Raw genomic sequence first — 18,204 nt, 5'->3', positions numbered from 1 at the left:
GTTAAACCGCGTTATATGTAAGTACAAATCAATAATTCGTTCTTTTTGAAGGAAAAATAAATGGCAAAGAGTAAATTTGAGCGGACCAAGCCGCACGTGAATGTGGGCACGATTGGTCACGTTGACCATGGCAAGACCACGCTGACTGCAGCGATTGCCACCGTGCTGTCAAAGAAGTTTGGCGGCGAAGCCAAGGCCTACGACCAGATTGACGCGGCGCCGGAAGAAAAGGCGCGCGGTATTACGATCAATACCGCCCACGTTGAATACGAGACATCGAACCGCCACTATGCGCACGTTGACTGCCCTGGCCACGCCGACTATGTGAAGAACATGATCACTGGTGCTGCGCAGATGGATGGTGCGATCCTGGTGTGTTCGGCCGCCGATGGCCCGATGCCGCAAACCCGTGAGCACATCCTGCTGGCCCGTCAGGTTGGTGTGCCGTACATCATCGTGTTCCTGAACAAGTGCGACATGGTGGACGACGCCGAATTGCTCGAACTGGTCGAAATGGAAGTGCGCGAGTTGCTGTCCAAGTACGAATTCCCTGGCGACGATCTGCCGATCGTGCAAGGTTCGGCCAAGCTGGCGCTCGAAGGCGACACTGGTCCGCTGGGCGAGCAGGCCATCATGAAGCTGGCTGAAGCGCTTGACACTTACATCCCGACGCCGGAGCGTGCCATTGACGGTGCGTTCCTGATGCCGGTGGAAGACGTGTTCTCGATCTCCGGCCGCGGCACCGTGGTGACCGGTCGTGTTGAGCGCGGCATCATCAAGGTTGGCGAAGAAATCGAAATCGTTGGTATTCGCGACACCCAGAAGACCACCTGCACCGGCGTGGAAATGTTCCGCAAGCTGCTGGACCAGGGTCAGGCCGGCGACAACGTTGGCGTACTGCTGCGCGGTACCAAGCGTGAAGACGTCGAGCGTGGCCAAGTGTTGGCCAAGCCGGGTTCGATCAAGCCGCACAAGCATTTCACTGGTGAGATCTATGTGTTGTCCAAGGATGAGGGTGGTCGTCACACGCCGTTCTTCAACAACTACCGTCCGCAATTCTATTTCCGTACCACGGACGTGACGGGTGCGATCGAGCTGCCGGCGGACAAAGAGATGGTGATGCCGGGCGACAACGTGTCGATCACGGTGAAGCTGATCAATCCGATCGCGATGGAAGAAGGCCTGCGCTTTGCGATTCGTGAAGGCGGTCGTACCGTCGGCGCCGGCGTCGTTGCCAAAATCATTGAGTAATTCAGCAGGATTGTCAGTTCATAACCGCCGCGAGCGGTCAACAGCTCGCGGTTCGTTCTTTAAAGGAAAATCATGTCCACAACCAACCCAAATGCACCGAAGCAGGGGCTTCTGAAACAAAAGATCCGCATCCGCCTGAAAGCGTTTGACTATCGCCTGATCGACCAATCCGCCCTGGAAATCGTTGATACGGCCAAGCGTACCGGTGCAGTTGTCAAAGGTCCGGTTCCTCTGCCTACGCGTATTCAGCGTTTCGACATTCTGCGTTCGCCGCACGTGAACAAAACATCGCGTGATCAGTTCGAAATTCGTACGCATCAGCGTCTGATGGACATCGTTGATCCGACAGACAAGACTGTTGATGCGCTGATGAAGCTGGATTTGCCGGCTGGCGTCGACGTCGAAATCAAATTGCAGTAATACCCGGGATATACGTTGTAAGCCCGCACATACCACAACTTTCCAATTTGGTGGGTTGTGCAATGAAAAATCGCGGGTTATAATGCTCGGCTTCGGTCATGGCACGGACATTCCGTGCCATGACGTTTTAGTTGTACAAACATCAGCCCTGCCCAATCGTAGGCAGGAATGGAGAAAACAATGAGCCTAGGCCTTGTTGGTCGCAAGGTTGGTATGATGCGCATCTTCACGGATGACGGGGATACAATCCCAGTTACCGTGCTTGACGTATCCAACAACCGTGTGACACAAATCAAAACTGCTGAAACAGACGGTTATACCGCTGTTCAGGTCACATATGGTCAGCGCCGTGCATCGCGGGTTAATAAAGCCGCAGCCGGTCACCTTGCTAAGGCGGGTGTTGAAGCTGGTACCGTCCTCAAAGAATTCCGTATCGATGCTGCGAAAGTTGCTGAACTGAAAGCCGGCGATACCATTGCCGTCAGTCTGTTCGAGGCTGGTCAGAAAGTGGACGTGCAAGGCGTGTCGATCGGTAAGGGTTATGCCGGCACTATCAAGCGCTATAACTTTGCTTCCGGGCGTGCGACGCACGGTAACTCCCGTTCGCATAACGTTCCGGGTTCCATCGGTATGGCGCAGGATCCGGGTCGTGTTTTTCCCGGTAAGCGTATGACCGGTCACCTCGGTGACGTCACCACCACGGTGCAAAATCTCGAGATCGCACGCGTTGATTCTGAGCGTCAGCTGTTGATGGTCAAGGGTGCGGTACCGGGCGCGAAGAACGGTCAAGTGATCGTTCTTCCTGCTATCAAAGTCAAAGCAAAGAAGGGAGCCTAAACGATGGAACTGAAGCTCCTGAATGACCAGGGTCAAGCTGCATCGAACGTCGCTGCGCCGGATACCATTTTTGGTCGTGATTACAACGAAGCATTGATTCATCAGGTCGTTGTTGCTTACCAGGCTAACGCTCGCAGCGGTAACCGTAAGCAGAAAGACCGTGAAGAAGTTAGCCACACCACCAAGAAGCCATGGCGTCAAAAGGGTACGGGTCGTGCTCGTGCCGGTATGTCGTCTTCGCCATTGTGGCGTGGTGGTGGTCGCATTTTCCCGAACTCTCCTGACGAGAATTTTTCTCACAAGCTGAACAAGAAGATGTATCGCGCAGGCGTCTGCTCGATCCTGTCTCAGTTGGCACGTGAGGGTCGCCTTTCGGTCGTCGAGAGTCTGTCGGTAGATGCGCCCAAGACCAAGCTGCTCGCGCAGAAACTGAAAGGCATGGGCCTTGAGTCCGTGCTCGTCATTACTGACAATCTCGACGAAAACCTCTTGCTCGCATCGCGCAATCTGCCGAACGTGCTGGTCGTCGAGCCGCGTCATGCTGATCCCGTCTCGCTGGTGTTCTACAAGAAGGTACTGATCACCAAGCCGGCATTGGCAAAGATTGAGGAGATGCTGGCATGAACGCGAATGTAAAGCATAGCGAAGAGCGCCTGATGAAAGTGCTGCTGGCTCCGGTTATCTCGGAAAAGGCAACCTTCGTCGCTGAGAAAAACGAGCAAGTAGTTTTCCGTGTAATGCCTGATGCAACCAAGCTGGAAATCAAAGCCGCTGTCGAGTTGCTGTTCAAGGTACAAGTGGAGTCTGTCCAGGTGTTGAATCGTCAGGGCAAGCAAAAGCGCGCAGGCCGTTTCACCGGTCGCCGCAACCACGTACGCCAGGCTTATGTTTGTCTGAAGCCAGGCCAGGAAATCAACTTCACCGAGGAGGCTAAATAATGGCACTCGTGAAAATGAAACCGACGTCGGCCGGTCGCCGCGGTATGGTCAAGGTCGTTAATCCCGACCTGTACAAAGGCCGTCCGTTCGCCGCCCTCGTCGAAAAGAAGTCCAAGTCCGCCGGTCGTAACAATAATGGTCATATCACCACTCGTCATATCGGTGGTGGCCATAAGCATCACTATCGCGTGATCGATTTCCGTCGCAACAAGGACGGCATTTCGGCAAAGGTCGAGCGTATCGAATATGACCCGAACCGCAGCGCGCACATTGCATTGCTGTGCTACGCAGATGGCGAGCGTCAGTACATCATCGCCCCGAAGGGCGTTGCTGTCGGTGATCAACTGATGAACGGCGCCGAGGCGCCGATCAAGTCTGGTAACTGCTTGCCCATCCGTAATATTCCGGTTGGTACAACGATGCATTGCGTCGAGATGTTGCCAGGCAAGGGTGCTCAGATGGCACGTACGGCTGGTGCTGGCGTTGTGCTGATGGCTCGCGAAGGTACTTACGCGCAGGTCCGTCTGCGTTCCGGTGAAGTTCGTCGCGTGCACATCGAATGCCGTGCAACGGTTGGCGAAGTCGGCAACGGTGAACACAACCTGCGCAAGATCGGTAAGGCCGGTGCGATGCGTTGGCGCGGTGTCCGTCCGACCGTTCGTGGCGTTGTCATGAACCCGATCGACCACCCGCACGGTGGTGGTGAAGGCCGTACAGCAGCGGGTCGTCATCCGGTGTCACCATGGGGCCAGCAGACCAAAGGCAAGAAGACGCGTCGCAACAAGCGCACGACTTCGATGATCGTCTCGCGCCGTGGCAAGAAATAAGGGGTAACACATGACACGTTCATTGAAAAAAGGGCCGTTTTGTGACGCCCATCTGATCAAGAAGGTCGAAGCCGCGCAAGCGACGAAAGACAAGAAGCCGATCAAAACCTGGTCCCGTCGTTCGACCATCATGCCGGATTTCATTGGCCTGACGATCGCAGTACACAACGGCAAGCAACACGTGCCGGTTTATGTGTCTGAAAACATGGTCGGTCACAAGCTCGGCGAATTCGCGCTGACCCGTACGTTCAAGGGTCACGCCGCCGATAAAAAGGCTAAGAAATAAGGTGCGATGATGGAAACTAAAGCTATCCTCCGCGGTGCACGCCTGTCGGAACAGAAAGGTCGCCTCGTCGCGGATCTGATTCGCGGCAAGAAAGTCGACCAAGCGTTGAACATCCTGGCATTCAGCCCGAAGAAAGGCGCTGTTCTCATCAAGCAAGTGCTCGAGTCCGCTATTGCGAACGCTGAACACAATGATGGTGCAGACATCGACGAGCTGAAAGTCAAGACGATTTACGTCGAAAAAGGTGCGGTCCTGAAGCGCTTCATCGCGCGTGCCAAAGGCCGTGGTGATCGCATCTCGAAGCAGACCTGTCACATCTACGTGACTGTCGGTAACTAAGGAGTCACGATGGGACAGAAAATTCACCCAACCGGTTTCCGTCTTTCGGTTACGCGTAACTGGGGTTCCCGTTGGTATGCTGGCAATAGCAATTTTGCCACCATGCTGAACGAAGACCTGGACGTTCGTGCCTACCTGAAGAAGAAACTGAAGAACGCTTCGGTTGGTCGCATCGTTATCGAGCGTCCGGCGAAGAATGCGCGCATCACCATTTTCAGCTCCCGTCCGGGTGTTGTGATTGGCAAAAAAGGCGAGGACATCGAAGTCCTGAAGTCCGATCTGACCAAGCTGATGGGCGTGCCGGTTCATGTCAACATTGAAGAAATCCGCAAGCCGGAAGTCGATGCACAGCTGATCGCCGACTCGATCGCACAGCAGCTCGAAAAGCGCATCATGTTCCGTCGCGCGATGAAGCGCGCGATGCAGAACGCCATGCGCTTGGGTGCTCAAGGCATCAAGATCATGTCTTCCGGTCGTTTGAACGGCATCGAAATCGCGCGTAAGGAGTGGTATCGCGAAGGTCGCGTACCTCTGCATACTCTGCGTGCCGACATCGACTACGGTTTCGGTGAAGCCGAAACGACCTACGGCATTATCGGTATCAAAGTCTGGGTCTACAAAGGCGATCGTCTCGCCAGCGGCGAAGCTCCGACCATCGAGACACCGGCTGACGACGACAAGAAGCGTCGCGGCCCACGTCGTGATGATGGTAAGCCGGGCGGCCGTCCGCGTCCCAGGAAGCCTGAAGGTTCCGCCGACGGAGCCCCGGGCACCAAACCGGCTGCCACGCGCGTTCGTGCCCCTAAGAAGGCTGATGGCGCTGCACCGGCTGAGAAAGCAGGAGAATAATCATGCTGCAACCAGCACGCAGAAAATATCGTAAAGAGCAAAAAGGCCGTAACAAGGGCATTTCGCATGAGCGTGGCACCGCGGTGTCGTTCGGCGAATTTGGTCTGAAAGCGGTTGGACGCGGCCGTATCACGGCCCGCCAGATTGAAGCAGCGCGTCGTGCAATGACGCGCCACATCAAGCGTGGCGGTCGTATCTGGATCCGCATTTTCCCGGACAAGCCGATTTCCAATAAGCCTGCTGAAGTGCGTATGGGTAACGGTAAGGGTAACCCGGAGTACTACGTGGCTGAAATCCAGCCGGGTAAAGTGCTGTACGAGATGGACGGTGTTGACGAAGCACTGGCACGCGAGGCTTTTCGCCTGGCCGCTGCCAAGCTGCCGCTGTTGACTACCTTCGTTGTCCGTCAAGTCGGCCAATAAAAGGAGTGAAATATGAAAGCATCTGAACTCCGCGGCAAGGATGAGGCGGCTCTGCAAAAGGAGCTTAACGAGTTGCTCAAGGCGCAATTCGGTCTGCGTATGCAAATTGCAACGCAGCAGCTGAACAACACCGCTCAACTCAAGAAGGTGCGTCGCGACATCGCGCGCGTCAAAACCGTCATGAATCAGAAGGACGCCAAGTAATGAACGATCAAGTGAAACAGTCGCTCAAGCGCACGCTGATTGGCAAGGTGGTCTCTGACAAGATGGACAAGACCGTGACCGTTCTCGTCGAGCGTCGCGTCAAGCACCCGCTGTATGGCAAAATCATTGTGCGTTCCAACAAGTATCACGCGCACGATGAAGCAAATCAGGCGAAAGAAGGCGATACCGTTGAAATTCAAGAAGGTCGTCCGATTTCCAAGACAAAGGCATGGTCGGTAACACGTGTGGTACAAGTCGCACAGATCGTCTAATTTGTCTGAAATTAGTTGTTGCGAGCCCGGCGTTATGCTGCCATAATGCTGGGCTTGGTTCTCGCAAAGTCATTTGCGTAGATCCAGTTGCAGTGCCCTGCAGTTCGAAAAATTCGCGCAGTTGAAGTATGACTGTGCTGCAGTAGTTTTTGTAACCGTCCACCTAATCGGCACGGCTTTGCTAAGTCGGCTGACAGGACCAAGACTGACCGCAAACCGCGTTGGGCGAAGAGCGGATTAAGTTGGGAAAGAAAATACTATGATTCAAACTGAAAGCCGGCTCGAAGTAGCCGACAACACGGGTGCGCGTGAAGTCATGTGCATTAAGGTGCTGGGCGGTTCTAAGCGCCGTTATGCCAGCATTGGCGATGTCATCAAGGTAACGGTGAAATCCGCTGCGCCGCGTGGTCGTGTTAAAAAAGGCGAAATCTATAACGCCGTGGTCGTTCGTACAGCCAAGGGTGTGCGCCGCCAGGATGGTTCGCTGGTTAAATTCGATGGCAATGCTGCGGTGTTGCTGAATGCCAAGCTTGAGCCGATCGGTACACGTATTTTTGGCCCGGTAACGCGCGAGTTGCGTACCGAGCGCTTCATGAAAATCGTGTCGCTCGCGCCTGAAGTTCTGTAAGGAGTCGTCATGGATAAGATTCGGAAAAACGACGAAGTCATCGTCCTGGCCGGTAAGGATAAGGGCAAGCGCGGTGTGGTCAAGCAGCGCGTCGATGCAAACTACATCGTGGTTGAGGGTGTGAATGTCGCCAAGAAGGCGACCAAGCCAAACCCGATGACCGGTACAACTGGCGGCATCGTTGACAAGCTGATGCCAATTCACGTGTCCAACGTTGCATTGTTCAATGCGGCGACTGGCAAGGCAGATCGTGCGGGCTTCAAAGATGTGGACGGCAAGAAAGTCCGCATTTACAAGTCCAGCGGCGAAGTCGTTAAGGTGTAAGACATCATGGCCCGTCTCCAACAATTTTACAAAGAAAAAGTCGTCGCCGACCTGACCACCAAGTTTGGTTACAAGTCTGTGATGGAAGTCCCGCGCCTGACCAAGATTACCCTGAACATGGGTTTGTCGGAAGCTGTTGCGGACAAGAAGATCATCGAGCACGCAGTTGGCGACCTGACAAAGATCGCTGGCCAGAAGCCGGTAGTTACCAAGGCCCGTAAGGCTATCGCCGGATTCAAGATCCGCGAAGGCTATCCGATCGGCTGCATGGTGACCCTGCGTGGTGCGCGCATGTACGAATTCCTGGATCGCCTGATCACGGTCGCGCTGCCGCGCGTTCGTGACTTCCGTGGTGTCTCCGGTCGTGCGTTTGATGGTCGTGGCAACTACAACATCGGTGTGAAAGAGCAGATTATTTTCCCCGAAATTGAGTACGACAAGATCGACGCGCTGCGTGGCATGAACATCAGTATCACCACGACTGCGAAGACCGACGACGAAGCGAAAGCTCTGCTCGCCGCATTTAAATTCCCGTTCAGAAACTGAGGCTGCCATGGCAAAACTGGCACTGATTAACCGTGAACAAAAGCGCGCCGACCTGGTAAAGAAGTACGCAGGCAAGCGTGCCGAGTTGAAGGCAATCATCGACGATCAAACCAAATCGGAAGAAGAGCGCTATGAAGCGCGCCTGAAGTTGCAGGCGCTGCCGCGTAACGCGAATCCGACCCGTCAGCGCAATCGTTGCGCATTGACCGGTCGTCCGCGCGGCACATTCCGCAAATTCGGTTTGGCGCGTACAAAGATCCGTGAAATCGCTATGCGAGGCGAAATCCCGGGTATCACTAAAGCTAGCTGGTAATAGGAGAACAAGCAATGAGTATGAGCGATCCTATCGCCGATATGCTGACCCGCATTCGCAACGCCCAAGGCGTACAAAAGACAACGGTTGCTATGCCGTCGTCCAAAGTCAAGGTGGCGATTGCCAACGTCCTCAAGGACGAGGGTTACATTGAAGATTTCGCGGTATCCGAAGCAGAAGGTAAGTCGGAACTGAAGATCGGGCTGAAATATTATGCCGGACGTCCCGTTATCGAGCGCCTCGAGCGCGTGTCCCGTCCGGGCCTGCGTATCTATAAGGGCAAGGACGACATCCCGAGCGTGATGAATGGCCTTGGTGTGGCAATTGTCTCCACGCCTAAGGGTGTGATGACAGACCGCAAAGCGCGCGCAACCGGTGTCGGTGGCGAAGTGATTTGCTACGTGGCCTAAGGAGTGCAAGATGTCTCGTATAGGTAAAATGCCCATCGCACTTCCCGCTGGCGTGGAAGTGACGATCGCTGCAGACAGGATTACTGTCAAGGGTTCCCTCGGAACCCTGTCCATGCCGCTGAACGGCCTGGTAAAAGTTGTCAATGAAAATAACACTCTGTTGTTCTCGCCAGCCGACGAAAGTCGCGAAGCGAACGCCATGTCCGGCACGCTGCGGGCACTGGTCAACAACATGGTGAACGGTGTGACCAAGGGTTTCGAAAAGAAGCTGTCGCTCGTGGGCGTGGGTTATCGTGCTCAGGCGCAAGGCGATAAGTTGAACCTGTCACTCGGTTTTTCGCATCCGGTGGTCCACCAGATGCCGGCTGGTGTCAAGTGCGCGACACCGTCGCAGACTGAAATCGTGATCACAGGCGTAGACAAGCAAAAGGTCGGTCAGACCGCTGCTGAAGTCCGTGCTTACCGCAGCCCCGAGCCTTACAAGGGCAAGGGCGTCCGCTACGTGGACGAAGTGGTCACGCTCAAAGAAACGAAGAAGAAGTAAAGGGGTTGATCATGGACAAGAAACAATCACGCCTGCGCCGCGCACGTCAGACTCGCGCGAAAATCGCAGAGTTGAAGGTGAATCGCCTGGCCGTGCATCGTACCAACCTGCACATCTATGCAAACATCATCGGTCCGGACGCCAAGGTGCTGGCATCCGCTTCGACGTTGGAAGCAGAAGTGCGTCAGGAACTGGCTGGCAAATCGGGCAAGGGTGGCAACGCCGCCGCAGCCGCGCTGGTTGGAAAGCGCGTTGCAGAAAAGGCCTTGAAGGCAGGTATCGCCGAAGTCGCATTCGACCGTTCCGGTTTCCGCTACCACGGCCGCGTTAAGGCAGTAGCAGAAGCGGCACGCGAAGCCGGTCTGAAGTTCTAAGGAAAAATCGTCATGGCAAAAATGCAAGCAAAGACGCCGCAAGGCGAAGAGCGCGACGACGGCATGCGCGAAAAGATGATCGCGGTAAACCGTGTGACCAAAGTGGTCAAGGGTGGTCGTATCATGGGTTTTGCAGCGCTGGCAGTTGTTGGTGACGGCGATGGCCGCATCGGCATGGGCAAAGGCAAATCAAAAGAAGTGCCAGTGGCTGTGCAAAAGGCAATGGAAGAAGCCCGTCGCAAGATGATCAAGGTCACCTTGAAGAACGGCACATTGCAGCACACAGTTACCGGTAAGCATGGCGCTTCGTCTGTGATGATTTCGCCGGCAAAAGACGGCACTGGCGTTATTGCCGGCGGCCCAATGCGCGCAATCTTCGAAGTGATGGGTGTTACCAATGTGGTGGCAAAGTCGAACGGTTCGACCAATCCCTACAACATGGTTCGTGCTACGATCGACGGTCTGTCGAAGATGAATACGCCTTCCGAGATCGCTGCAAAGCGTGGCAAGTCGGTCGAAGAAATTTTGGGTTGAGGTGATCCGAATGGCAAACACAATTAAAGTGCAACTGGTTAAGGGCCTTATTGGTACCCGCCAGGACCATCGCGCCACCGTACGCGGCCTCGGGCTGCGTCGTGTGAATTCGGTCTCGGAACTGCAAGACACGCCGTCAGTACGCGGCATGATCAACAAGGTTTCGTATCTCGTGAAAGTGGTGTCGTAAGCCAAGCGCTTGCGAACGGAGCAAATCATGGAATTGAATACAATCCAACCCGCAGACGGCGCAAAGCATGCCAAGCGTCGCGTCGGACGTGGTATCGGTTCGGGCCTGGGCAAGACCGCCGGCCGCGGCCACAAAGGTCAGAAGTCGCGTTCGGGCGGTTTCCACAAGGTCGGTTTTGAAGGCGGTCAGATGCCACTGCAGCGTCGTCTGCCGAAGCGTGGCTTCAAATCGCTGGCAACACCGTTCAAGGCTGAAGTGCGTCTGGGTGACCTGGAGAAGCTTCCAGTTGCTGAGATCGACATGTTGGCCTTGAAGCAGGCTGGGCTGGTGTCTGAACTCGCCCGTGTGGTTCGTGTGATCAAAGCAGGCGAGCTGAGCAAAAAAGTAACGATCAAGGGTTTGATCGCTACCAAAGGCGCCAAGGCTGCCATTGAAGCCGCTGGTGGTTCGGTTGCGTAAGCAGCCGATTTGTTCGGAGCAATAATTGGCGACCACACCCCAACTCGCTAAGAGTGCAGCAAGCGGTTTTCCCTGGGGCCGTCTTTGGTTCCTCCTTGCGGCGTTAGTGGTATATCGTATCGGCGCGCACATTCCTGTGCCGGGCATTGACCCGGCGCAGCTGGCAGAATTGTTCAAGCAGAACCAGGGCGGTATTCTGGGCATGTTTAACATGTTCTCTGGCGGTGCGTTGTCGAGATTCACAATTTTTGCATTGGGGATCATGCCGTATATCTCGGCGTCGATCATCATGCAATTGATGTCAATCGTATCGCCGCAGCTTGAAGCGCTGAAGAAGGAAGGCGAAGCAGGGCGCCGTAAGATAACGCAGTACACGCGGTACGGGACATTGGTGTTGGCGACGTTCCAGGCCCTAGGTATTGCCGTAGCTTTGGAATCACAACCGGGCTTGGTGATTGATCCTGGTCTGGCGTTCCGTTTCACGACAGTGGTGACTCTGGTGACCGGTACGATGTTCCTGATGTGGCTGGGTGAGCAAATCACCGAGCGCGGATTGGGTAACGGAATCTCGATCATTATTTTTGCGGGTATCGCGGCAGGTTTGCCCAGTGCCGTCGGTGGTTTGTTTGAACTTGTTCGTACCGGTTCAATGAATGCACTGTCTGCGATTTTGATCTGCGTGATCGTGGCGGCTGTAACGTTCCTGGTCGTGTTTATCGAACGGGGCCAGAGAAAAATTCTGGTGAATTATGCAAAACGCCAGGTTGGAAACAAGATTTATGGTGGGCAAAGTAGCCATTTGCCGCTGAAGCTGAATATGGCTGGTGTAATTCCGCCCATCTTTGCGTCTTCGATCATCTTGTTTCCAGCAACGATTACGAGCTGGTTCACGTCCGGTGACACGAACAACGGGTTTGTCCGCTTCTTGAAAGATTTGGCGGCATCACTGGCACCAGGCGAACCGATCCATGCTTTACTGTACGCTATGGCAATCGTGTTCTTTTGCTTCTTTTATACCGCTCTGGTATTCAACAGCAAAGAGACCGCGGACAATTTGAAGAAGAGTGGTGCGTTTGTTCCGGGTATTCGACCGGGCGACCAAACCGCGCGATACATCGACAAGATTTTGATGCGTCTGACGCTGGTTGGTGCTGTGTATATCACGTTGGTTTGTTTGCTGCCTGAGTTCTTGATCGCACGTTGGAAAGTACCGTTTTACTTCGGTGGAACCTCGCTGTTGATCATCGTCGTTGTGACAATGGATTTCATGGCCCAAGTGCAAAATTATGTGATGTCACAACAGTACGAATCGCTCCTTCGTAAAGCGAATTTCAAGGGCGGCATCCCGACACGCTAAGGCGGTTGTGGATAGTCCAGGATAACGAGCAGAACGAATGGCAAAAGACGACGTAATTCAGATGCAGGGTGAGATTCTCGAGAATCTTCCGAATGCGACATTTCGAGTCAAGTTGGAAAACGGGCATGTGGTGCTCGGACATATCTCAGGAAAAATGCGAATGAACTATATTCGCATTCTTCCAGGGGATAAAGTGACGGTGGAATTGACACCCTACGATTTGAGCCGGGCACGCATCGTGTTCCGAACCAAGTAAAGTAACTAGAACTGTAAGAAAGAGGGCAAAAATGAAAGTGCTCGCATCAGTAAAGCGGATCTGCCGCAACTGTAAGATCATCAAGCGCAAAGGCGTTGTTCGTGTCATCTGCACCGAACCGCGTCATAAACAGCGCCAAGGTTAATTAACGTTATTGATCGAGGAATAACGAATGGCACGTATTGCAGGGGTGAATATCCCCAATCACCAACACACCGTTATCGGCTTGACCGCAATTTTCGGCATCGGGTTGTCCCGCTCGCTGCAGATTTGCAAGCTGACTGGTGTTTCGACCACCAAGAAGGTCAAGGATCTGGACGATAACGAGCTGGAAAAGCTGCGCGACGAAATTGGCAAGTTCGTTGTCGAAGGTGACCTGCGTCGTGAAGTCTCGATGAACATCAAGCGTCTGATGGACCTGGGTTGCTACCGCGGTCTGCGCCATCGTAAAGGCTTGCCTTGCCGTGGTCAGCGTACGCGCACCAATGCGCGTACTCGCAAGGGCCCGCGTAAGGCAGCTCAGTCGCTGAAGAAATAATCCAGCGCAGTTTGACTCGTAGTCGGATTCAAGGAAATTACCATGGCAAAAGCCCCGAATAACGCCGCAGCAGCACGCGTGCGCAAGAAAGTAAAAAAGAACGTTGCCGAAGGCATCGCGCACATCCACGCGTCCTTTAACAACACCATCATTACCATCACAGACCGTCAAGGCAATGCGTTGTCCTGGGCGACGTCTGGCGGCGCTGGCTTCAAGGGGTCGCGTAAGTCGACACCGTTTGCAGCGCAGGTTGCGGCGGAAGCGGCTGGCAAAGTTGCCATCGAGTGCGGCGTGAAGAACCTGGAAGTTCGCATCAAGGGCCCAGGTCCTGGTCGTGAATCCGCAGTTCGTGCGTTGAATAATCTCGGTATCAAGATTACGCAAATTCAAGACGTGACACCGGTCCCGCATAACGGCTGCCGTCCGCCGAAGCGTCGTCGTATCTAATCGGATTTCGTTTAGTAGCCGATTGCAGTTGCAGTATCGTAGTAAGCTGCCCGCCAAAGCCCTTGGCGGGTTTTGTTCTTAAGACCACTGTCTGTTTGTAGTTGAAACAGACTAGCGCCTGGCAGATCGTCTATTCATTAGATCTAATCGGGGCGTCATTGAATAAAAGGAAATTAACGTGGCACGTTATATTGGACCAAAAGCAAAACTTTCCCGCCGCGAAGGCACCGACCTGTTCCTCAAGAGCGCACGTCGCTCGCTCGATTCCAAGTGCAAGCTGGATTCGAAGCCGGGCCAGCATGGCCGTACTTCTGGCGCTCGTACGTCGGACTATGGTAACCAGCTGCGTGAAAAGCAAAAGGTCAAGCGCATGTACGGTATTCTTGAGCGCCAGTTCCGCCGCTATTTTGCTGAAGCGGACCGCCGCAAGGGCAACACCGGTGAGAACCTGTTGAAGCTGCTCGAATCCCGTCTGGACAATGTTGCTTACCGTATGGGTTTTGGCTCGACTCGTGCCGAAGCTCGCCAACTGGTCAGCCATAAGGCATTTACCGTCAATGGTGGAGTCGTCAACATCGCTTCATACCAAGTGAAAGCCGGCGACGTAGTTGCCGTACGCGAAAAGTCCAAGAAGCAGGCTCGCATCATCGAGGCGCTGTCGCTGGCAGAACAGAGCGGCATGCCATCCTGGGTTTCCGTCGATGCGAAGAAGATGGAAGGTACATTCAAGTCCATGCCGGATCGTACCGAGATCGCCAACGACGTCAACGAATCGCTGATCGTCGAATTGTATTCCCGCTAATCCCGTTTCCCCACCCGCCCCATCAAACGATGGGGCGGTTTCTTTGTAATGCCATCAGCCTTATCGGTGTAACGAGCCGAGGGTATTGAAAAGGACATTTCATGCAAAACAGTCTGTTGAAGCCCCGTATTATTGAAGTAGAAGCACTTGGCGCCGGCAATGCGAAAGTTGTCATGGAGCCGTTCGAGCGCGGCTACGGTCATACCCTTGGTAACGCGTTGCGTCGCGTATTGCTGTCGTCGATGGTTGGCTATGCGCCGACCGAAGTAACGATCGCTGGCGTCGTGCACGAATATTCGTCGCTCGACGGCGTACAGGAAGACGTCGTTGACATGCTGTTGAACCTGAAAGGTGTTGTGTTCAAACTGCATAACCGTGATGAAGTCACGCTGACCCTGAAAAAGGAAGGCGAAGGCGCAGTGTTGGCATCGGACATCGATTTGCCGCACGATGTAGAGCTGATCAATCCGGATCATGTCATTGCCCATTTGACGGCTGGCGGGAAACTGGACATGCAGATCAAGGTCGAAAAAGGCCGCGGCTATGTACCAGGTAACGTTCGTCGCCTGTCTGAAGATGCCAACAAGACCATCGGCCGTATCATCCTCGACGCCTCGTTCTCACCGGTTCGCCGCGTGTCGTATGCAGTCGAATCAGCTCGTGTCGAACAGCGCACTGACCTCGACAAGCTGGTGATTAATATTGAAACCAATGGCGTGATTTCGCCAGAAGAAGCGATTCGCCAATCCGCACGCGTTCTCGTTGACCAGCTCAATGTGTTTGCCGCATTGGAAGGCACGGAAGCCGCTGCTGAAGCGCCGTCTCGCGCCCCGTCGGTCGATCCTATCCTGCTGCGCCCAGTGGACGATCTCGAACTGACCGTCCGTTCCGCAAACTGCCTGAAAGCCGAAAACATTTACTACATCGGCGACCTCATCCAACGCAGCGAGAACGAATTGCTGAAGACGCCGAATCTCGGCCGCAAGTCCTTGAACGAAATCAAGGAAGTGCTGGCATCGCGCGGTCTGACCCTGGGTATGAAACTTGAAAACTGGCCGCCGGCCGGGCTGGAGAAGTAATTCCGGCTGGGAGCGGTTATAATGCCGCTCCCGACGACCGCCATATTTAGCTTTCGCGCGGTAGTTGTCAGAGAAAATGTAACACCGTTGTATTGCAATAGCAGTTCCGTTTTAGGCATCAATTAAATTTTACCGGCCCGCAGCAGGCAATCGCCTGTCGATAGAAGAGCTGGAGTCAAACTCAAAAACTGAAAGGAAATACCATGCGCCACCGTCACGGCCTCCGTAAGCTCAATCGTACCTCGTCGCATCGCCTCGCCATGCTGCGCAACATGACCGTATCCCTGCTGCGTCACGAAGCGATCAAAACCACTCTGCCGAAGGCAAAGGAATTGCGTCGCGTTGTCGAGCCTATCCTGACTTTGGGCAAGACCGACAACCTGTCGAACAAGCGTCTGGCATTCAGCCGTCTGCGCGATCGTGAAATCGTCAGCAAGCTGTTCTCCGAACTCGGCCCGCGTTACGCAAATCGCAACGGCGGCTACCTGCGCATACTGAAGATGGGTTTCCGTCAAGGTGACAATGCTCCTATGGCATTTGTTGAACTGGTTGACCGTCCCGAAATCAGCGAGGCGGCAGAAGTCGAAACAGCTGAGTAACTTGCAGGCGCTTCACAAGCGCGGAAAAGTTTGCTCCGAGAAAGCCAGGCCTTGCCTGGCTTTTTGCTTTTCGATGACGGCGATAGGGTGCCGCTGTCGCGGCGTCCTTCCTTCGGTGTCGCGCATGTTTCCTAAATGGGACCAGGGGCGCGCTCGCCGCCGTCATTCTGCCGCGTGCAGCCGTTCAAGACGCTCGAATCGCATTGAGCCTGATCCTGGCCGAGCTTTCTTTGCACAGGATGGATGGTTGTCTATATCACCGATGACAGGGACATGATTCAAAGGCAAAGAATTGCCCGTCTCTGAGCAAATTGGCAAAAACTCCACTTCTGCACGGAGTCTGCCCACCTTGCGCAACCGGGAGGCGCCGCCGAACTTGGCTCGCTTTTCGTTTGTGGCAAGATGAGGCTTTCGTCGACATTTCTTGAACGTATGGCCGATTTCGACATTCTCTCCGTTGCCGACCTTCGCAAATCTTTTGGACATGGTCACGACAAGACGCTGGTGGTAGATGGATTGTCGTTTCAGCTGCGACGTGGAGAATGCTATGGGCTTCTCGGCCCCAATGGCGCAGGCAAGACAACGACGCTGCGCCTCTGTCTTGGCTTGACCGAACCAGACAGCGGCGATATCAGGCTGGTGGGAATGCCGGTCCCGCGTGAGGCGCGCGCCGCGCGATTGCATATCGGCGTGGTGCCGCAAGCCGACAATCTCGATCCTGACTTCACAGTCGCGGAAAACCTGCTGGTGTTTGGTCGTTACTTCGGTATGCGCGATAGCGATATCCAGGCTCGCATCCCTCACCTGCTCGAATTCGCTAACCTGACTGGAAAAAAGGATGCGCAAATTGGTGAACTGTCGGGGGGCATGAAGCGAAGGTTGACGCTTGCGCGTGCGCTGGTCAACGATCCGGACCTGATCTTCATGGATGAGCCGACGACCGGACTGGACCCGCAGGCGCGTCATATGATCTGGGACCGACTCAAGAGCTTGCTCAATGACGGCAAAACCATTGTCCTCACCACGCATTTCATGGATGAAGCCGAGCGGCTTTGCGACCGGCTGGCCGTTATTGACCATGGCCGCATGATTGCGGAAGGGCCGCCGCGTGATCTCATCAGGCAACATATTGAAGCCGAGGTAGTCGAAGTTTATGGCGACCATGCCCTTGCCTGGGCGCAGGCGCAGGGTAAGGAGCTAGCGCCGCGGATGGAAGTCAGCGGCGAAACGGTATTCTGTTATACCGACGATGCGCAGCCTTTACTGGCCAGCCTGCACCAGACTCCGGCGGTACGCTACCTGCACCGTCCCGCCAATCTGGAAGACCTATTTTTGAAATTGACCGGCCGAGAAATGAGGGATTAATGACCTCCACCGCGCTTCGAATGCCCGCATTTTCGCTCAGGTTTTTGCCGATCTGGAAACGCAACTTCCTGGTCTGGAAAAAATTGGCGGTCGCCAGCGTGCTGGGCAATATCGCCGATCCGCTGATCACCCTGGTTGCGTTCGGTTATGGGCTGGGTAGTCTGTTACAGACTGTCGACGGCATTCCCTATATCCACTTTCTCGCATCCGGTTCGATCTGCATGTCGGTCATGATGGCTGCTTCTTTTGAAGCGCTTTACTCGGCATTCTCCCGCATGCATGTCCAGAAAACATGGGATGCATTGCTCAATGCACCGATTGCGCTGGATGATGTCATCCTGGCCGAAATGCTTTGGGCGGCCACAAAATCCCTGTTTTCCGGCGTCGCCATTCTGCTGGTTATTTTCATGCTCGGCATTGGTTTGCATCCGCAGGTCTTGCTGGTGCCGCCTTTGCTGTTTCTTGTCGGAATGACCTTCGCTTCGCTCGGTTTGATCATCAACGCGCTGGCAAAAGGATACGACTTTTTCACCTATTACTTCACACTCGCCTTGACGCCCATGGTGTTTTTGTCAGGCGTATATTATCCAACTACGCAGTTGCCCGATTGGTTGCTTGGGTTCGCCAATGTGCTACCGCTTGGCGCCGCCGTCAGACTGACCCGTCCGCTACTGCTCGGAGAATGGCCGCTAAATCCTATGCTTGATGTGGCGATCCTTGTAGCGTATTGCGTAGCCGGTTTTTACCTCGCGACGGTTTTCACGCGTCGGCGTCTTTTGAAGTAGTGTCAGGTT

General features: G+C 54.5%; 32 protein-coding genes. All 32 read left to right on the top strand.

Translation table 11 applies throughout. From position 1 onward, the window contains the following. The first annotated feature begins 60 nt into the window (after positions 1–60). The 32 genes from tuf (at position 61) to D3871_RS15220 (ending at position 18,195) form a co-directional block, all read left to right on the top strand. The gene (gene tuf, locus D3871_RS15375; protein ID WP_119769699.1) at positions 61–1,251 is read left to right on the top strand and encodes an elongation factor Tu; all 1,191 of its coding nucleotides are present in this window, start codon (positions 61–63) and stop codon (positions 1,249–1,251) included. A gap of 72 nt (positions 1,252–1,323) precedes the next feature. Then, positions 1,324–1,671 carry a 30S ribosomal protein S10 gene (gene rpsJ, locus D3871_RS15370; RefSeq protein ID WP_119769698.1) on the top strand — a complete coding sequence of 116 codons (348 nt, stop codon included), beginning with the start codon at positions 1,324–1,326 and terminating at the stop codon, positions 1,669–1,671. Between the two features lie 180 nt (positions 1,672–1,851). After that, on the top strand, positions 1,852–2,508 hold the full coding sequence (rplC, locus tag D3871_RS15365; RefSeq protein ID WP_119769697.1) for a 50S ribosomal protein L3: 657 nt from the start codon (positions 1,852–1,854) through the stop codon (positions 2,506–2,508). Between the two features lie 3 nt (positions 2,509–2,511). Next, positions 2,512–3,132, top strand: a complete 621-nt coding sequence (gene rplD, locus D3871_RS15360) for a 50S ribosomal protein L4 (RefSeq protein ID WP_119769696.1) — start codon at positions 2,512–2,514, stop codon at positions 3,130–3,132. Then, on the top strand, positions 3,129–3,446 hold the full coding sequence (rplW, locus tag D3871_RS15355) for a 50S ribosomal protein L23 (protein ID WP_057289726.1): 318 nt from the start codon (positions 3,129–3,131) through the stop codon (positions 3,444–3,446). The genes rplD and rplW overlap by 4 nt, the downstream gene beginning before the upstream one ends. Further along, positions 3,446–4,273, top strand: a complete 828-nt coding sequence (gene rplB / locus D3871_RS15350; RefSeq protein ID WP_119769695.1) for a 50S ribosomal protein L2 — start codon at positions 3,446–3,448, stop codon at positions 4,271–4,273. The genes rplW and rplB overlap by 1 nt, the downstream gene beginning before the upstream one ends. A 10-nt stretch (positions 4,274–4,283) precedes the next feature. Then, positions 4,284–4,559: a 30S ribosomal protein S19 gene (rpsS, locus tag D3871_RS15345; protein WP_040039182.1), complete on the top strand. Its 276-nt coding sequence runs from the start codon at positions 4,284–4,286 to the stop codon at positions 4,557–4,559. Positions 4,560–4,565: 6 nt separating this feature from the next. Next, positions 4,566–4,898, top strand: coding sequence for a 50S ribosomal protein L22 (rplV, locus tag D3871_RS15340; protein ID WP_192804877.1), 333 nt, complete (start codon positions 4,566–4,568; stop codon positions 4,896–4,898). Between the two features lie 9 nt (positions 4,899–4,907). Then, complete coding sequence (gene rpsC / locus D3871_RS15335; RefSeq protein WP_119769694.1) at positions 4,908–5,747, top strand: 30S ribosomal protein S3; 840 nt, start codon at positions 4,908–4,910, stop codon at positions 5,745–5,747. Positions 5,748–5,749: 2 nt separating this feature from the next. After that, entirely contained in the window at positions 5,750–6,169 is a 420-nt protein-coding gene (gene rplP / locus D3871_RS15330) for a 50S ribosomal protein L16 (protein ID WP_119769693.1), read from the top strand. A gap of 12 nt (positions 6,170–6,181) precedes the next feature. Next, entirely contained in the window at positions 6,182–6,373 is a 192-nt protein-coding gene (rpmC, locus tag D3871_RS15325) for a 50S ribosomal protein L29 (RefSeq protein WP_057289730.1), read from the top strand. Beyond that, a complete protein-coding gene (gene rpsQ, locus D3871_RS15320) occupies positions 6,373–6,645 on the top strand; it encodes a 30S ribosomal protein S17 (protein ID WP_119769692.1) in 273 nt (90 codons plus the stop codon). Before rpmC ends, rpsQ begins: the two co-directional genes overlap by 1 nt. Positions 6,646–6,904: 259 nt before the next feature. Continuing rightward, entirely contained in the window at positions 6,905–7,273 is a 369-nt protein-coding gene (gene rplN, locus D3871_RS15315; RefSeq protein ID WP_057289732.1) for a 50S ribosomal protein L14, read from the top strand. A gap of 9 nt (positions 7,274–7,282) precedes the next feature. Further along, complete coding sequence (rplX, locus tag D3871_RS15310; RefSeq protein WP_119769691.1) at positions 7,283–7,597, top strand: 50S ribosomal protein L24; 315 nt, start codon at positions 7,283–7,285, stop codon at positions 7,595–7,597. A 6-nt stretch (positions 7,598–7,603) separates the two neighbouring features. Beyond that, positions 7,604–8,143 carry a 50S ribosomal protein L5 gene (rplE, locus tag D3871_RS15305; protein ID WP_119769690.1) on the top strand — a complete coding sequence of 180 codons (540 nt, stop codon included), beginning with the start codon at positions 7,604–7,606 and terminating at the stop codon, positions 8,141–8,143. A gap of 7 nt (positions 8,144–8,150) precedes the next feature. Beyond that, the gene (gene rpsN, locus D3871_RS15300) at positions 8,151–8,456 is read left to right on the top strand and encodes a 30S ribosomal protein S14 (RefSeq protein WP_057289735.1); all 306 of its coding nucleotides are present in this window, start codon (positions 8,151–8,153) and stop codon (positions 8,454–8,456) included. 14 nt (positions 8,457–8,470) lie between these two features. Then, positions 8,471–8,866 (top strand): 30S ribosomal protein S8, encoded by a 396-nt coding sequence (gene rpsH / locus D3871_RS15295; protein ID WP_119769689.1) that lies wholly within the window; start codon positions 8,471–8,473, stop codon positions 8,864–8,866. A 10-nt stretch (positions 8,867–8,876) separates the two neighbouring features. Further along, a complete protein-coding gene (rplF, locus tag D3871_RS15290; protein WP_119769688.1) occupies positions 8,877–9,410 on the top strand; it encodes a 50S ribosomal protein L6 in 534 nt (177 codons plus the stop codon). An 11-nt stretch (positions 9,411–9,421) separates the two neighbouring features. Further along, positions 9,422–9,784 (top strand): 50S ribosomal protein L18, encoded by a 363-nt coding sequence (gene rplR / locus D3871_RS15285; RefSeq protein WP_119769687.1) that lies wholly within the window; start codon positions 9,422–9,424, stop codon positions 9,782–9,784. 12 nt (positions 9,785–9,796) lie between these two features. Further along, a complete protein-coding gene (rpsE, locus tag D3871_RS15280; RefSeq protein WP_057289739.1) occupies positions 9,797–10,318 on the top strand; it encodes a 30S ribosomal protein S5 in 522 nt (173 codons plus the stop codon). Between the two features lie 10 nt (positions 10,319–10,328). After that, positions 10,329–10,508 carry a 50S ribosomal protein L30 gene (rpmD, locus tag D3871_RS15275; protein WP_007875342.1) on the top strand — a complete coding sequence of 60 codons (180 nt, stop codon included), beginning with the start codon at positions 10,329–10,331 and terminating at the stop codon, positions 10,506–10,508. A 27-nt stretch (positions 10,509–10,535) separates the two neighbouring features. Beyond that, positions 10,536–10,967 carry a 50S ribosomal protein L15 gene (rplO, locus tag D3871_RS15270; protein WP_119769686.1) on the top strand — a complete coding sequence of 144 codons (432 nt, stop codon included), beginning with the start codon at positions 10,536–10,538 and terminating at the stop codon, positions 10,965–10,967. Between the two features lie 25 nt (positions 10,968–10,992). Then, positions 10,993–12,324: a preprotein translocase subunit SecY gene (gene secY, locus D3871_RS15265; protein WP_119769685.1), complete on the top strand. Its 1,332-nt coding sequence runs from the start codon at positions 10,993–10,995 to the stop codon at positions 12,322–12,324. Positions 12,325–12,361: 37 nt separating this feature from the next. Continuing rightward, positions 12,362–12,580 carry a translation initiation factor IF-1 gene (infA, locus tag D3871_RS15260; RefSeq protein WP_005663428.1) on the top strand — a complete coding sequence of 73 codons (219 nt, stop codon included), beginning with the start codon at positions 12,362–12,364 and terminating at the stop codon, positions 12,578–12,580. Between the two features lie 31 nt (positions 12,581–12,611). After that, positions 12,612–12,725 (top strand): 50S ribosomal protein L36, encoded by a 114-nt coding sequence (gene rpmJ, locus D3871_RS15255; RefSeq protein ID WP_014004415.1) that lies wholly within the window; start codon positions 12,612–12,614, stop codon positions 12,723–12,725. 27 nt (positions 12,726–12,752) lie between these two features. Continuing rightward, positions 12,753–13,118, top strand: coding sequence for a 30S ribosomal protein S13 (rpsM, locus tag D3871_RS15250; protein ID WP_119769684.1), 366 nt, complete (start codon positions 12,753–12,755; stop codon positions 13,116–13,118). Between the two features lie 42 nt (positions 13,119–13,160). Then, positions 13,161–13,565, top strand: coding sequence for a 30S ribosomal protein S11 (gene rpsK / locus D3871_RS15245; protein WP_057289744.1), 405 nt, complete (start codon positions 13,161–13,163; stop codon positions 13,563–13,565). A gap of 178 nt (positions 13,566–13,743) precedes the next feature. Continuing rightward, positions 13,744–14,367, top strand: a complete 624-nt coding sequence (gene rpsD, locus D3871_RS15240; protein ID WP_119769683.1) for a 30S ribosomal protein S4 — start codon at positions 13,744–13,746, stop codon at positions 14,365–14,367. A gap of 101 nt (positions 14,368–14,468) precedes the next feature. Further along, the gene (locus tag D3871_RS15235) at positions 14,469–15,446 is read left to right on the top strand and encodes a DNA-directed RNA polymerase subunit alpha (protein WP_119769682.1); all 978 of its coding nucleotides are present in this window, start codon (positions 14,469–14,471) and stop codon (positions 15,444–15,446) included. Positions 15,447–15,649: 203 nt separating this feature from the next. After that, a complete protein-coding gene (gene rplQ / locus D3871_RS15230) occupies positions 15,650–16,045 on the top strand; it encodes a 50S ribosomal protein L17 (protein ID WP_119769681.1) in 396 nt (131 codons plus the stop codon). A 432-nt stretch (positions 16,046–16,477) separates the two neighbouring features. Further along, positions 16,478–17,410 (top strand): ATP-binding cassette domain-containing protein, encoded by a 933-nt coding sequence (locus D3871_RS15225; RefSeq protein ID WP_119769680.1) that lies wholly within the window; start codon positions 16,478–16,480, stop codon positions 17,408–17,410. Continuing rightward, positions 17,410–18,195 carry an ABC transporter permease gene (locus D3871_RS15220; RefSeq protein WP_199724778.1) on the top strand — a complete coding sequence of 262 codons (786 nt, stop codon included), beginning with the start codon at positions 17,410–17,412 and terminating at the stop codon, positions 18,193–18,195. Before D3871_RS15225 ends, D3871_RS15220 begins: the two co-directional genes overlap by 1 nt. Positions 18,196–18,204 lie beyond the last annotated feature (9 nt).

Source organism: Noviherbaspirillum saxi, assembly GCF_003591035.1.
GTDB lineage: Bacteria > Pseudomonadota > Gammaproteobacteria > Burkholderiales > Burkholderiaceae_D > Noviherbaspirillum > Noviherbaspirillum saxi.
Note: the sequence above shows the minus strand (reverse complement) of the source record. Positions and strands in the feature narration are given on the sequence as shown.